16 protein-coding genes are annotated in these 13,427 nt (G+C 41.8%); 5 read left to right on the forward strand and 11 right to left on the reverse strand.

Annotated elements, in window-relative coordinates; genetic code table 11:
* Positions 1 to 28 precede the first annotated feature (28 nt).
* The 5 genes from KJS58_RS18300 to yyaC form a co-directional block, all read right to left on the reverse strand.
* A complete protein-coding gene (locus tag KJS58_RS18300) occupies positions 29 to 1,471 on the reverse strand; it encodes an O-antigen ligase family protein (RefSeq protein ID WP_213534640.1) in 1,443 nt (480 codons plus the stop codon).
* Between the two features lie 139 nt (positions 1,472 to 1,610).
* A complete protein-coding gene (locus tag KJS58_RS18305; protein ID WP_213534642.1) occupies positions 1,611 to 2,777 on the reverse strand; it encodes a class I SAM-dependent methyltransferase in 1,167 nt (388 codons plus the stop codon).
* 103 nt (positions 2,778 to 2,880) lie between these two features.
* Positions 2,881 to 3,525 carry a DUF6483 family protein gene (locus KJS58_RS18310; protein WP_213534644.1) on the reverse strand — a complete coding sequence of 215 codons (645 nt, stop codon included), beginning with the start codon at positions 3,523 to 3,525 and terminating at the stop codon, positions 2,881 to 2,883.
* Between the two features lie 134 nt (positions 3,526 to 3,659).
* The gene (locus KJS58_RS18315) at positions 3,660 to 4,451 is read right to left on the reverse strand and encodes an alpha/beta fold hydrolase (protein ID WP_213534645.1); all 792 of its coding nucleotides are present in this window, start codon (positions 4,449 to 4,451) and stop codon (positions 3,660 to 3,662) included.
* A 126-nt stretch (positions 4,452 to 4,577) separates the two neighbouring features.
* The gene (gene yyaC, locus KJS58_RS18320; protein ID WP_249717613.1) at positions 4,578 to 5,153 is read right to left on the reverse strand and encodes a spore protease YyaC; all 576 of its coding nucleotides are present in this window, start codon (positions 5,151 to 5,153) and stop codon (positions 4,578 to 4,580) included.
* 100 nt (positions 5,154 to 5,253) lie between these two features.
* Here yyaC and KJS58_RS18325 point away from each other — a divergent pair, with 100 nt between their 5' ends.
* Positions 5,254 to 5,478 (forward strand): DUF1128 family protein, encoded by a 225-nt coding sequence (locus tag KJS58_RS18325; RefSeq protein WP_213534647.1) that lies wholly within the window; start codon positions 5,254 to 5,256, stop codon positions 5,476 to 5,478.
* 139 nt (positions 5,479 to 5,617) lie between these two features.
* On the opposite strand, the gene KJS58_RS18330 is transcribed toward KJS58_RS18325, so the two are convergent.
* Positions 5,618 to 6,628, reverse strand: coding sequence for an asparaginase (locus KJS58_RS18330; protein WP_213534649.1), 1,011 nt, complete (start codon positions 6,626 to 6,628; stop codon positions 5,618 to 5,620).
* A 177-nt stretch (positions 6,629 to 6,805) separates the two neighbouring features.
* On the opposite strand from KJS58_RS18330, the gene KJS58_RS18335 reads away from it, so the two are divergent.
* From KJS58_RS18335 to KJS58_RS18350, 4 genes are all read left to right on the forward strand, one after another.
* Positions 6,806 to 7,483 (forward strand): phosphatase PAP2 family protein, encoded by a 678-nt coding sequence (locus tag KJS58_RS18335; RefSeq protein WP_213534651.1) that lies wholly within the window; start codon positions 6,806 to 6,808, stop codon positions 7,481 to 7,483.
* Between the two features lie 86 nt (positions 7,484 to 7,569).
* Complete coding sequence (locus tag KJS58_RS18340; protein ID WP_213534653.1) at positions 7,570 to 7,827, forward strand: GlsB/YeaQ/YmgE family stress response membrane protein; 258 nt, start codon at positions 7,570 to 7,572, stop codon at positions 7,825 to 7,827.
* A gap of 64 nt (positions 7,828 to 7,891) precedes the next feature.
* Positions 7,892 to 8,446, forward strand: coding sequence for a YtxH domain-containing protein (locus KJS58_RS25855; protein ID WP_483874592.1), 555 nt, complete (start codon positions 7,892 to 7,894; stop codon positions 8,444 to 8,446).
* Positions 8,447 to 8,539: 93 nt separating this feature from the next.
* Positions 8,540 to 8,896 carry a DUF5665 domain-containing protein gene (locus tag KJS58_RS18350; protein WP_249717614.1) on the forward strand — a complete coding sequence of 119 codons (357 nt, stop codon included), beginning with the start codon at positions 8,540 to 8,542 and terminating at the stop codon, positions 8,894 to 8,896.
* A gap of 93 nt (positions 8,897 to 8,989) precedes the next feature.
* Here the strand turns inward: KJS58_RS18350 and KJS58_RS18355 are convergent, their stop codons facing one another.
* From KJS58_RS18355 to KJS58_RS18375, 5 genes are all read right to left on the reverse strand, one after another.
* Positions 8,990 to 9,982, reverse strand: coding sequence for a magnesium transporter CorA family protein (locus tag KJS58_RS18355; protein ID WP_213534655.1), 993 nt, complete (start codon positions 9,980 to 9,982; stop codon positions 8,990 to 8,992).
* Between the two features lie 107 nt (positions 9,983 to 10,089).
* Positions 10,090 to 10,863: a sigma-70 family RNA polymerase sigma factor gene (locus tag KJS58_RS18360; protein ID WP_213534657.1), complete on the reverse strand. Its 774-nt coding sequence runs from the start codon at positions 10,861 to 10,863 to the stop codon at positions 10,090 to 10,092.
* Complete coding sequence (gene rsbW / locus KJS58_RS18365) at positions 10,860 to 11,312, reverse strand: anti-sigma B factor RsbW (RefSeq protein ID WP_213534659.1); 453 nt, start codon at positions 11,310 to 11,312, stop codon at positions 10,860 to 10,862. Before rsbW ends, KJS58_RS18360 begins: the two co-directional genes overlap by 4 nt.
* Positions 11,313 to 11,330: 18 nt before the next feature.
* Positions 11,331 to 11,669 (reverse strand): STAS domain-containing protein, encoded by a 339-nt coding sequence (locus KJS58_RS18370; RefSeq protein ID WP_213534661.1) that lies wholly within the window; start codon positions 11,667 to 11,669, stop codon positions 11,331 to 11,333.
* 90 nt (positions 11,670 to 11,759) lie between these two features.
* Positions 11,760 to 13,415 carry a response regulator gene (locus tag KJS58_RS18375; protein WP_213534663.1) on the reverse strand — a complete coding sequence of 552 codons (1,656 nt, stop codon included), beginning with the start codon at positions 13,413 to 13,415 and terminating at the stop codon, positions 11,760 to 11,762.
* Between the last annotated feature and the right edge of the window lie 12 nt (positions 13,416 to 13,427).

Genomic DNA, 13,427 nt, shown 5'->3' on the forward strand with positions numbered 1-13,427 from the left:
GATGAAGGTACATCTTCTCTCAGGTTCATCACTCCCTAGGGATCCGAACAGGTAAAGCCAGAGCACCCAGTAAGATAAGAATCATCCAGAACACCGTATAACTAAAATCAAAATCAACCCCGCCATGCAGTATAAGAAGCAGCCCGGCAGGTAAGAGTTCCGGCGCGTGCCGCCGCAGAAGTCTTCCTATATAGACAAAGAGACTCGTCATTAGCAGCAGCCCTATCAAACCTGTATCAAGCCACATATCGAGATAGGCGCTATGTATTTCATTTCCTGCATACGGGGCTGATTGCACCGTATGCACGGCATGTTTCCAGGCCTCCCCGCCATGGCCCAGCCAAGGGGAGTGCAGGGCAAATCTGGCTGCATCTTGCCACATCACCTCCCGGGAGACCCAAGTCTCTCCGGAGGTTATTCTTGCGGATGCAGTGTGGATCACGAGCCAGGCACAGCTGGCGAGGCTCGCTGTACTTACTGCGGCAGCGGCCACCCTCCGGCCGCGCGCAAGCAGTGCATGAAGCAGCAGCGCACCTGTGAGCGCTGCGATCTCTCCCCCGGTCAGCCACAGCAGGCCGGGGATTGTTGCCGGCGCAAGGCTCGCGCCGGCAAGTGCTCGGTGCGTGACTGCCGCCGCAAGGAGCGGCGCAGCACCCGCACAAAGCAGCAGCAGGCGCTGTCCGCGCTGCTGCAATAGGAGCATGGCGGCAGCGCATACGCACGCCGCCAGCCAAGCACCGCGCGACTCGCTGAGGAGAAGCGCGGTTGCAGCTGGATATAAAGCAAGAGACGAGAGGATCACTCGCTCTCTTGCCCCTTTTCCACTGCTGCTAAAATCGGATGCTGCCGCCGCAAGGCGCTCGAGTAAAAACATCCCAACAAGCGCTGCATAGGCATTTGGATATTCAAGCACCCCGGATAATCTTGCTCCCGCAAAGCTAATTAGCGGATCATCCGTGCGCAGAATGGTATAAGGTAATACAAACAAGCCGCATACAGCAGACAAACCGCTGATCACAAGAAGCCAGCCTGCTACCTGAATACTTGCAGCAAGCCATCTTTTTCCGAGAGGTTTCGTGCCAAGTACAAAACAGACTGCCGCAAAAACACTAATAAATCCAAACCGGATCATATTTTGAAAAGTACCTTCTAAACTAATCAGATTCCCCCATACGAATTGGACTGCATAAATAACAGATAGAAGTAGAGGAATCACGTATAAAAAAGCTCCTTGGCCGTACAGATGATCATACCAAAATCTACTTTTCTTTCTTAAGTGAAGCCAAACATATAAGTACAGAACAAACAGAGCACAAAATAAGGCCCCTCCGAGTTTATATACATCCTCTACATAAAAAAGGCCACGGTCCATGATCCCCATCACGAGTACAAAGCCAGTAAGAACACCTAATATTGAATACAGCCATCGTTCTTTTTTCGCAGATTGTTCTCTTATCTTTTGATGCATCATGATTTGGACGATTCCTCTTTTCCTGCCTATCTACCTATCTACCTATCTACCTATCTACTATTCCCCAAAAAAAAGAGGCCAACCCTATATTAGGGTCAGCCTCTTATCTAACACTTTTGTTCTATTTTTTTTATGCAATTTATGAGTTAGGAAGCAAATCACGACAAGCCCGTTCCAGGTAAGGATCCACATGTAAAAAGTCCCGGTAAGCCTCGTATTCTTTCCACAGGGTATCCCGGTCGCCTGCTTGTCCTCGAACCGCTCGGATTAGGATGTTTTTTGGTGTATGCTCCATATCAATAAACTCCAGCAGCTGAGTTCGATATCCCATCATATCAAGTAATTTAGCTCGAATGGAATCGGTAGCAAGAGCAGCGAAACGCTCTTTCAGAATGCCATGAGACAATAATGGATTCATAACCGAAGCTTCCATCTGCGCAAACAATTCATGCTGACAGCAAGGTACAGACAAAATAACCGAAGCTCCCCAGCGAACTGCTTTATCCAGTGCGGCATCGGTTGCCGTATCACAGGCATGAAGCGTCACTACCATATCTACTTGTTCGAGCTCATTATATTCCGCAATATCCCCTACCAAAAACTTCAGATTCTGATATCCCAGATTTTTGGCGATCTGACTGCAATGTTCAATGACATCGGCCTTCAAATCAAGACCAACAACTTGAATTTTCCTTCTTTGCTTCACCGCCAAATAATGATAAAGAGCAAACGTCAGATACGATTTACCACACCCAAAATCAACGATTGTGATAGGTCTTTCCTCTGGCAGACTAGGCATGATATCCTCAACCATCTCTAAAAAGCGATTAATCTGCTTGAATTTATCATATCTACGAGCATATACTTTTCCTTCCTCACTCATAATACCGAGTTCAATGAGAAATGGAATCGGCTTGCCATCTTCAAGTACATATCTTTTTTTACGATTATGTGAAAGGTCAATCTCCTTTTTGGACGGGGACCGAGTTAGAATGGAGACCTTGTATTTTTTACTAATCAAAATCTGATAGTCCGCTTCTGGTGTACATAGCATACCTTGTCTAAATGTTTCCTCAAACATAGCAGTCACAGCCTTAACTGCCTGCTCAGGTTCTAAATTTTCATGAATTACCTTATTGTTCTGATGATATGCAAACTGATAGTGCAATTTATTCTTTAGTAATACAGGTTTAATCTGTACTTTTGAATAAAGCTGGCCTTCTCGTTTACGTAATTGGCTGAGTGTAGCATTGATCAGTGCCTGCTCTTCAAATATATCTGTAATTAATTTTCGTAAAGAATCCAAAATGGTACATCTCACTTTCTATATAACTTTATCTTAGTAACGATAACATATTAAACCATTATGTTCAGTAAGTTTATTTTTATCATGGAGTGACCGAATCATACTACTTTCTTTGCAAATGATAAAATCCTTCTTCTACCTCTTGACGAGGCAGGCCACCTTGTTTAAGCATCGCATCTTCTAGTTTTAAAAGACGCTGATAGAATACGCTAGCTTCTTCTTTGTATTGTTCGTCGCGGTCCACCAAACGATACCAACTATTCTCAGCTTCCGCATATTGACCTATTTCTTCCCGGTATAATGCCGATAATCTTTCCGTTTTGTCTGGAAGTTCATATCCTTTCACTTTCACATATAGCTGCTGAATTCGTACCGGTGCTTGCAAAATATCCGGATTGGCTCCATTCAGCATACAGTACAGATATAAATGCAAAGCTTTCATATACCGGATTAAGCCTTCATCTGTGTGTCCTTGATCCTGATATATCTCGCCTTCTTCTTCCAGAATACGGGCAACCTGCTGAACTTGATCTACTTCGATCCCGCTACCTTGACGGAAAAGATCAATAATATCCTCGGTAGGTAATGAATTCAGGAGCTGAGAGTTTAAACGAAACTGACGTTTCAGCCACTCATCCAGTTCCCATAAAGCTTCTATGTGTTTTTTCTTCTGTTTGAGTTCAAACACTTTACCGATCATGTTGGTCATTTCCTCCACCATACGAAGGAGATAATCTCTTCTGAACATATGGATTTTCACTCCTTAGACAGCTTATCCGTACTGTATGTATTGATTTTACCTGCATTCCTTCGAAAAAGCCAAACCACACAAAAAAGCAGACAGGTTCTAACATTCACCTGTCCGCCTATTAATCTATACTTTTATTTCACATTCTTATTCATAAACTCTAAGATAACTCGTGTCAGCTCATCAGGGGCCTCTACCATACTCATATGTCCAGCACCACGAATTAAAGCTTGTGTAACTCCTTCACCATCTGCAGTAAAGGTTCTATCCGGCGGCACGACTCCATCGGATTCTCCAGCGATAAGCAGGACGGGGACAATGGAGTCCTCCAGAACATGACGCCGATCAGGACGTTCTCTCATAGCGATTGCTGTGCTGGTTGCTCCTAGCGGAGAAGTACGATATCCAATCTCCTGAATTTTGTCGATTACGGTGGACATCCGTTCACGGTTTTCCTCTGCAAATAAACCCGGCACGAGAGAATCCACAAAACTCTGAATTCCTTGTGTTTGAATGGTAGAGACGGCTGCTAATCTTTTCTCTTTTGCTTCTTCGCTGTCTGGATAAGCAGTAGAATGAACAAGTCCAAAAGCTTTTACCCGTTCAGGGTAACGTTCGGCAATAGAAAGAGTGATGTATCCGCCAAGTGAATGACCAAATACACTTACCTTAGCTAGTTCAAGTGCATTTAGCACTCCCATTACGTCGTCTGCCATCTGATCTATGCTGTAACTGCTATTTGGAGCATCTGACTGACCATGTCCTCTTAGATCAGGAACAATGCAGCGATAATTCGCTGTGAGTTCAGGCAATATTTCATCAAAATAAGCCGAATTGCCACAGAAACCATGTAATAATAAGATGGCCTCTCCGGCTCCTTGATCCTTATAAGCAATGTTCTGGTTTCCAAGTTCCATTTTCTCCATCCGTTACGCCTTCTTTCTGTTAGCAGTATATAGCCGTATTAAAACTAAAACACCTGGATTAGACTTATCTATTCTATTACTCTTTTTATGACCTATTGAAACACTTACCTTATCTGTAATTATTTCCTAGACCTCAATAGCTAATTCATTTACTTGACTCATTCTCGTATAGTCCACACTTGCTTTTGCAGCGTCTGCAATCTGTGATGCCATATTCATTACTTGATACAGTGAGGTCATTTGCAAGATGGAATACGGTCTGGGACCGTTCCTATTTACAATGCCGGCAATACTATAATTCCCTACAGGAGGCAGTTGTCCTTTTACAGACCGGCCCGGGAACAAGGCAGTTGACTTACTTATAAATCTACCTATATTAGCAGCATCTCCAAGACAGGCATCTATGGCAATAATGATCTGATCAGGAGGAATTTCTGCGAGATGCGACTCTAGATTGGCCGCATCACAAGGACTTGAGAGCGTACCTATCACTCTTGCAAAACCATGATCACACAGATAGGTTCCGGTCAGCGGGCCAAGTGCATCGCCAGTAGAGCGATCTGTTCCAATACATACGAAAGTGATCTCTTCTTCCTTGTGTTTGGTATATATTTGTTTGAAAAAAGAGACAAGCTGATCCGCTGTTACCGCGTTCCCCACTGACATTCCGCTTCGAGAAGTAAAGGAAGTGAATTTAGACAATACCCATCATCTCCTTTTCTGTCTTCTTTTCCTTTCTATCCTGCTCCTTACATGATACAATACGAACAAACTTTACTGTACCGAAAGGAATGGACGGAATATGGATTTATCTCAAAAAAGCCAGGAAAATATTGAATACATGATTGAGGCTATTAAAGAAAAATTAAAAATGGCGAGTGCTTCTGCCCTGCAATCTTCTGCTTTTTCCGTAGAACAATATGATGATATCTATGACCTATATGATGTTGTCAATTCAAAAACAAATCTTAGTATATCTGAAGTGGAAGCGCTAGTGTCTGAGCTCGGTCGGCTACGCCGCGTGTAACACATGCATAGAAAATATAAAAACAGCCCTGTGACTACGATGGCATATAGATCAATTCCTTGATTAGGAAAAAATCTATAGGATCCATGTTAAGTTTACAGGGCTGTTTTTTATAATGAAGAAAGAAACGTTCTACGTTCTATGCATGGGATTCCAGTATGAAAGCAGATTCTGCCTTGCCTACCACAGTACGTGCGTCATTCCGAATCTCTCCAGGGAACTGCTCCGTAAGGCGCTGGATCGTCTCTGCATTGTCATAACCGATCTGTGTAAGAATGGATTTCACAATGAGTCCCCACTCTTCATCCGAGCCATCAAGTACTTTAAAACTAATACCTAGTCGTTCCTTGCGTAAAGCCAAACAAAATACACCCTGAAACCCGCCTTTGGCTACAATGTTATCATCATGGAGCAGAACAGAATCAACCCGGCCTGTCCCTCCGACCATCTCGGGGGCTTTATTCATAGCTGCAGTAATAACCTCTGCCGCTTTGCGGGTTTCTTCATCTTCTATGAGATCTGGGCAAGCCAGTTTAAGAAATGCCGTTGCCATGGTTGAAATGGGCAATGCGAATACGGGAAATCCACAACCGTCCACTCCTGCAGCCATATCACTTGGATCTATTTCACCTAGTTGAGATATAATTTGTTTAATTTCTTGTTGAACCGGGTGATTTGGATCAGCATAGGAAGCAAGATCATATCCTTTTAACTTACTGTACGCAAGAACTCCCATATGCTTACCCGAACAATTATGAAGGAGCCTTCTCTTATCTCCTTGCTGCCGAATATAATCCGTACGGCTCTCCTCATGCAGTGGAAAACTTGGGGCACATACGAGTCCGCCTTCATCCAGGTTTATCTTTTCTTTCATTTGCTCTAATGTACTCCTATGAAAAGCTTCTGATCGATGGGAAGATACCATAAGTGCGATTTCTTCTTGGCTAAAATCGTATGCATCCACAATTCCTGCCCGAATTCCGGGTATTGCCTGAAGCGGTTTGGCAGCAGAACGGGTAAATGTCCTGAAATGAGGATTGCCTACCGAATAAACAACCTGCTTCTTATCATTCACGATACATATATGTCCTCGGTGTGCACTTTCGAGTACACCCGAACGAAATTCTTTTATTAACATTGTGTCCGTCATGCTTGTTCTCTCCTTCTAAATAAAGGGACCATTTTACATTATTATAGGATGCCCTAACATTCACCATAGTACAGTATAGTACAAAGACGATATTTTGACAGAGAAAATAGGTAAACTATTATGAAAGGTTCATATTTTTATGTTGAAGTTTCTAACGATAAAGGAGTTCATTAAAACATGCTAAAAATCAAAAACCATTCGTTATTATGGACAAGTATCGGTCTAGTTTCAAGTTTCATCGTTATCTTTCTGATTGCTTTTCTGTTCTACATTATTGATGTAGATCTCATTCAAAAACTTGATGTCCGTATACAAAACTTCCTATTCCCTTCCGAAAATAGCTGGTACTACAATCTCCTCCCGCTTATGCGGGTTGTCACTTCCTTTGGTTCCTTTTCCTATTCTCTGATGGTCGCACTTGCCTTCGCTTGTTACTACATTATCTACCGAAGTCGTTACCTAGAAGGGAATATCGTACTGCTAAGTTTTCTCGGGATGTGGGGAATTAATGCCCTTAGTAAATACATTGTGCGCCGAGAGCGCCCGGACCTTGACTTTCTGATCAGCGTTAGCGGATATAGCTTTCCAAGTGGACATGCCATGGTAGCCGCTGGATTTTATGGTTCACTGCTATTAATCGCAGTCTATTCGCAGAAACAGAAAAAAGAAGATCCGACTTTACTTATCATGATTGGCATCTCGGCTATTTTCTTGCTTGGATTCAGTCGTATTTATCTTGGTGTGCATTACCCTTCGGATGTGTTTACAGGATTCATTTCGGGGAGCGTATGGGTGGTTTGTATAAACAAGGTCTTTCGAACGGAATTTGCATTATCTCCCTCTGCGAAACACTAGATGTTACCATCCTTGTTTCAATACTGGCAGGGGACGTTTATATATCGAATAGCAAGGCAAATGAGCAAGCAAAGGAGGCGATTGTTATGTGGGCCATCATCTTAAGTATCGTAATGGCGATTCTCATTGGACTTATCGGCGATGCTCTCGTTGGCCATAACATGCCAGGCGGTATTTTAGGATCGATGATTGCGGGATTAGTCGGTGCTTGGATCGGTTCGATGCTATTCGGTGACTTTGGTCCCGTCATCGCTGATTTTGCCGTCGTCCCAGCCATCATCGGAACAGCTATCTTTGTTTTTCTTCTCGGACTTATTGGAAAGTTGTTTAGAAAAGCAGCTTAACGGGGTAAGAAAAGAACAAGAAGTAATGAACTTATAAAATTTATAAATCAGAGGAGCGATTATGATGAATCAAAATGACATGGAATACAATAGATCTATTGCAGACTACAGAAACGAAGATACGGGAAATAGCAGCAACTTTACGAAAGGCTTATTTATCGGAGGATTGATTGGTGCTGCAGCAGCGCTGCTTTTCGCACCGAAACCGGGCCGCGAACTTCGCGGTGACTTATCTTACCGAATGGGTGAAGTATCCGATAAAACGAAAGAAGTAGCTTGTGTAGTTGGCGATAAAGCTTCTGAAATTGCAAAAACTGTTTCTTCTAAAACTACAGATTTGGCTAAAACCGTTAGTGATAACACTTCTACTGTCCTTTCAAGTGTGAAACAAGCAACTGCTGACGTAACGGATGAAGCTAGAAAAGCTTCTGAGAATGTAGCAGAGGAAGCAAAAAAAGCTTCTGAGAATGTAAACAGCGAAGCACAGAAATCTTCAAACAACATTGCTAATGAAGCAAAAAACGCAACCTCTCAGGTTGCTGCAACTTCTGAAAAAGCTACGAGTGAAGCAAATCGTGAACTGAATCGCAGTTCTAACCATTCATCCACTAACCATTAATCTCGATCATTCATCTGCGTAGCGTATAGCCAGCTGTATACAGCTGGCTATTTTTTCATCAATTTAACGATACGGATTAAAGGAGGAGAATCGATGAGCACGATGAACATAAACACAGATAAGAAAAAAAATGAACAAAAGGAGCTCGTTAATGATCATCCTTTTGAGCTAAGACATGAAGTAAAGAATTTAAATTCTCGTCTCGATGGAATCTATAAAGCGATGGAAAGTGTAGAATTCAAAGACTTGCTGGAAAATTACAGCAGCACCAAAAGACGCCTTTTGTCTAATTTCACTGCTGGGATTGCTCGAGGATTAGGTATGTCTCTGGGTACCGTTGTTGTACTCGCTTTATTAGGCTGGTTACTCAGTTTAATTGTGGATATGAACCTCCCAGGTATCGGAAGCTATATCGCTGAACTGCAAGGCTATATAGACCAGGCCAAGTAACCTTCTTTTATGATTCAATAAAATAATCTATATATTCATAAAAGCCTTATTAATTACCTGTCAGAGGTATTTTATAAGGCTTTTTTATTATATTTATTTTTTATTCTCTTTTAGCGCTTTTTTTGTTTTTATTTTTAGAATATCCCCTGTCCAACCCTTAAAGTACATCCATAAGTACATGCTTACCATACTGAGCAAAGTAACCGTAATTGTCACGGTAAATCCCCATGATGTCGTAATCCATGGTAAGTTCTCAAAGTTCATACCCCAAATGGCACCCACCGCAGTAGCTGGAGTAAACACGGAGGTAACAATAGTGAGCGTCTTCATAATATCATTACCTCGAATTGAGGAGGAAGCATCATCGATGGAAATGAGTGTATCAATCTCTTTCTCATAATGTGTAAACAAACTATCCATGCGTTTCATTCGGTAGTAAAGCTTCTTATACGTCAATCTCTTTTCCAAATCCAGCTCATAAAAAGCTTCATTCGCTGCATACATTAATTCCTGAAAAGAAATAAATTGATTACTCCAAAACAATAATTCAAAACGCGCAGTCAAGATTTTATCCATTAATGTCCGGGCATTCTTTTCTTCCATACTTTTTTCCAACTTACGAAGATTAAGTTCAAATTCATCCATACCAATATGAAAATAATGCAGCAGCGTACGCGCCATGACAAATAATCCAGAGATCGCATCGTCTGCTTCCGATAGTACCATTAATCTTTCTTTGGTATAGAGCATCTGCCTAGTGCCTTCATCTATATTTAAGGTAACCAGCGTCCCCGTTTCAACATAAAAGTAGAATTGGCTTTCTATGCCTTCTTCCCCGATATCTTTTTTAATGGTATACAGAATAGAACCGAATAATACCTGCTTCCCTCCTGCTACCGTGCGGGCTGATATATAATTCGTTTCTAAATCAGGTAATTTACTAAGCCATTCTGTAGCTCCAGGCAAAATGTTACTAAGTTCCTTTAGTTCCTCGCATCCAAGGTCGGTTACGTTATAATTTCTCCACTGAAAGTGATCAAAGATCTTCAAATCATGACCCATTTCCTTTAAATCATGCTCTTCCAAAAAAGCCCCTCCCTTCCTTTATAATATCGCAATAAAAGAAGCATGCCCGCATTCCGATGGAAATGCAGGCATGCTTCCAAGCTTACGTAAGCACTTTGATAAGTAAGTTAAAATGAAGATGATTGCGACATAATCTGTTTTAATTTTTCCGTAGCTCTCTTCTGAATACGAGATACGCTCATTTGGGAAACTCCTAGTTTCTGAGCAATAGCCCTTTGCGACTGCCCATCTTGGAACGCGAGCAGCAGTACTTTCTGTTCTTGTTCTTTCAATTGGTTCATCGCTTGCTGAAGATCCATACGTTTCTCTACCGAATCATAGTCATTCACATCTGAACTAATCAGTTCACCAAGCGTAGCTGTACTCTCATCTTGTGATAACGGTGAATCTAGTGAGACATAATGATAAGATTCACGGCCTGCAAGCACCTCTACTGTTTCTTCAACGGTGAGATCCAGATAACTCGCAATTTCTTTCACATCAGGCGAACGTTCAAGTTTCATCGTCAGATCATCAATGGCGTGCTGTACCAGCGCACCTTTCTCTTTGATCCGACGCGGCACTTGTATGTACCAAGATTTATCACGAAGGTAATTTTTCATATGTCCAATCATGCTTTTCATCGCATAAGGCTCGAAAGGAATCCCCAAGGTTATATCGTATTGACTGAGTAACCTAACGAGCGCCATTTGACCAGTTTGATACAAATCTTCATATAAATCCGGTCTATTTCTAGATATTTTCCCAGCAGCCATTTTGACCATAGGCTCGTATTTCTTAATCAGTACGGTGGCAATTTCGTTATCTTTGGTTTGTTGATATTCCCAAATTAACCCTACTGCTTCATCCATAGACTCTTGGGGAGTCGACCGTTCAGTCATACCGTTTCCTCGCTTTTAGTGAGGCGTTTGGTCAGTACAACCTCAGTTCCTTTACCAGACTCACTTGTTACACTTACATCATCCATAAGAGCCTGCATGAGATAAAAGCCTAGGCCACCGATTTGAACGTCATTCAAATCTTTGTCATGCAGTGTAGCGACTCCTTCTCTTTGCTCAACACGTTCAAAGCTCTCCCCTTCGTCTTTGACCGTAATGGCAAGTTCGGAATCGTCAAAATTAAAAATAACTTCTACAACTCCATTTTCCTCACCGTAGGCATAAAGCACGGAATTATTACATGCTTCGGAGACTGCGACTTTCATGTCCTCGATCTCTTCATAGGAAAAACCCATTTTTGATGCAATGCCGTACAAATTAAGCCTAACAATATCAACAAAGTCGGCGGTCGCCGGCAAATTCAGTTTTACACTTTGTGATTCTGCTTTCATTTTACCTTCGTTCCTTTCCTATTGGGTATTCTCCTGTGAGACAAAAAATTTCGAGATACCGGTCATATCAAATAATTTTTGAATATTTGCAGGCACTTCTTCTACTATAAAATTCGCATTCTGACCATGTCTTACTTTTAGGATCGATAGCAAGATACCAATCCCTGTACTATCAATGTATTTCAGATCTTTCAGATTTACGATTAAGTTCTTTTCAGTGTCCCCCACGAGTGGTTCCATTGTATTGCGGAAATCAGGTGCAACGGAGAGATCAAGTTCTCCGCTCAGATAAACCTTATTAGCATTGTCAACCGTTTCCGTACTTACATTAAACTTCTCATTTTTGTTTGTATTCATTAGACATCTCTCTCCCGATAAAAATGTTATCTATATTGAATTAACCTCAGGTATACGATATGAAACACTTTTTATCTTCCATCTTTTTCTTCAAAGTATGGAGGTTGCTCTGGAAGTATTATACGTCTGACGAAACTCACTTATTTTTTGTTTCACATTTGACATTTTGACAGGTTTACTAATGTAACCGTTCATTCCTTCCAGAATACAACGATCTTGTATTCCATCCATTACATTAGCAGTCATTGCTATAATCGCAGGTTGAGGCCTATGTCCAAGCTCAGATCTAATCCGTCGAGTACATTCAAGTCCATCCATAATCGGCATCTGCAAATCCATGAAAATGAGATCATATGAATTCGTTAACGCCATCTCCAGCGCCTGACTCCCATCTTCAGCAATATCCGAAGACAAACCAAGTTTCTTCAGCATACTGGTCATTAACTTCTGGTTAATCGGATGATCATCCACAACAAGAACGGTTGCTTTCGAATTCTCCTCTTCCTCTGAACCTTCTGGGAAATTAGGCAGTTCCTTATCTTCCAACAATTGATTATAAGGAAGCATATTCACCGTAAACACAAAGGTAGCTCCTCGCTCTTCCTCCGTATCCACTCGAATGGTTCCTCCCATCATATCCACTAGATTTTTACAAATAGCAAGACCAAGGCCTGTGCCACCGTATTTCCGTGTCATGGATGAATCAAGCTGTGAAAAAGGTTTAAACAAATGATCGGCTTTCTCCGGCGCAATACCGATCCCTGTATCCTTTATTGTGAATTCGAGTACATAGCGGCACTGGTCAAACTCCTTAAGGGACGCCATTAAATATACTCCGCCATTGTCTGTAAACTTAATAGAATTGGCAATCAAGTTCGTAAGAATTTGTCGAAGTCGGGACATGTCTCCATAGAGAACACTCGGGATAGCCTCATCGATGAAGTAAACAAGTTCCAAGTTCTTCTTGGAAGCTTCCACTTGAAACAAACTGTAAATTTCTTTAATACAAGAAGATAATTCGAATGGTTGTTGTTCAAGTTCCATCTTTCCAGATTCCATTTTGGTGAAATCCAAAATATCATTAATGATAATGACCAAGGCATCTGCACTATTACGAATGATTTCGGTATATTCTTTTTGTTCCTCTTGTAACTCTGTTTCCATGAGCAGATCAATCATTCCGATAACACCGTTCATCGGTGTTCTGATTTCATGACTCATCATCGCCAAAAACTCGGTTTTGGCTTGCACTGCAATTTCTGCTGCTTCTTTCGCCTGAACTAGCTCTTGATTAATCCGTTCCAGCTCCATTGTTTTTTGCTGTAAGAGCATGGACTGAATTTTGAGACGCTTGTTGGATAAGTACATATCCACAAACCCCTCAATTTTGGATTTCAAGATTTGAGGAATAAAAGGTTTTACCATGTAATCAATCGCCCCTGCAGAATAACCAGCAAAAAGGTGCTCTGCCTCTTTACTGTTCGCAGAAATAAAAATGATAGGGATATCTTTTGTTTTATCTCTAGCCTTGATTAATTTGGCTGTCTCTATTCCATCTAGACCAGGCATCTGCACATCCAGAACAATGACTGCAAAGTCATACTTCAGCAGGCATCTAAGCGCTTCTTCACCTGAAGTCGCTTTAACGAGAACATATTGCTCACTTTCGAGGACTGCCTCAAGAGCTAGCAGGTTCTCTGGACGGTCATCGACAAGTAAAATATGAATCGGCTCTTTCATCCCCATAGCCATGGTCCC

The organism is Paenibacillus sp. J45TS6 (genome assembly GCF_018403285.1).
Lineage (GTDB): Bacteria > Bacillota > Bacilli > Paenibacillales > Paenibacillaceae > Paenibacillus.

Excerpts from the sequence above, each read along its gene's own strand:
- KJS58_RS18300 (WP_213534640.1), bottom strand. The coding sequence starts at position 1,471 with ATGATGCATCAAAAGATAAGAGAACAATCTGCGAAAAAAGAACGATGG.
- KJS58_RS18310 (WP_213534644.1), bottom strand. The coding sequence starts at position 3,525 with ATGTTCAGAAGAGATTATCTCCTTCGTATGGTGGAGGAAATGACCAAC.
- KJS58_RS18315 (WP_213534645.1), bottom strand. The coding sequence starts at position 4,451 with ATGGAGAAAATGGAACTTGGAAACCAGAACATTGCTTATAAGGATCAA.
- KJS58_RS18325 (WP_213534647.1), top strand. The coding sequence starts at position 5,254 with ATGGATTTATCTCAAAAAAGCCAGGAAAATATTGAATACATGATTGAG.
- KJS58_RS18330 (WP_213534649.1), bottom strand. The coding sequence starts at position 6,628 with ATGACGGACACAATGTTAATAAAAGAATTTCGTTCGGGTGTACTCGAA.
- KJS58_RS18335 (WP_213534651.1), top strand. The coding sequence starts at position 6,806 with ATGCTAAAAATCAAAAACCATTCGTTATTATGGACAAGTATCGGTCTA.
- KJS58_RS18340 (WP_213534653.1), top strand. The coding sequence starts at position 7,570 with ATGTGGGCCATCATCTTAAGTATCGTAATGGCGATTCTCATTGGACTT.
- KJS58_RS25855 (WP_483874592.1), top strand. The coding sequence starts at position 7,892 with ATGAATCAAAATGACATGGAATACAATAGATCTATTGCAGACTACAGA.
- KJS58_RS18350 (WP_249717614.1), top strand. The coding sequence starts at position 8,540 with ATGAGCACGATGAACATAAACACAGATAAGAAAAAAAATGAACAAAAG.
- KJS58_RS18360 (WP_213534657.1), bottom strand. The coding sequence starts at position 10,863 with ATGACTGAACGGTCGACTCCCCAAGAGTCTATGGATGAAGCAGTAGGG.
- rsbW (WP_213534659.1), bottom strand. The coding sequence starts at position 11,312 with ATGAAAGCAGAATCACAAAGTGTAAAACTGAATTTGCCGGCGACCGCC.
- KJS58_RS18370 (WP_213534661.1), bottom strand. The coding sequence starts at position 11,669 with ATGAATACAAACAAAAATGAGAAGTTTAATGTAAGTACGGAAACGGTT.
- KJS58_RS18375 (WP_213534663.1), bottom strand. The coding sequence starts at position 13,415 with ATGGGGATGAAAGAGCCGATTCATATTTTACTTGTCGATGACCGTCCA.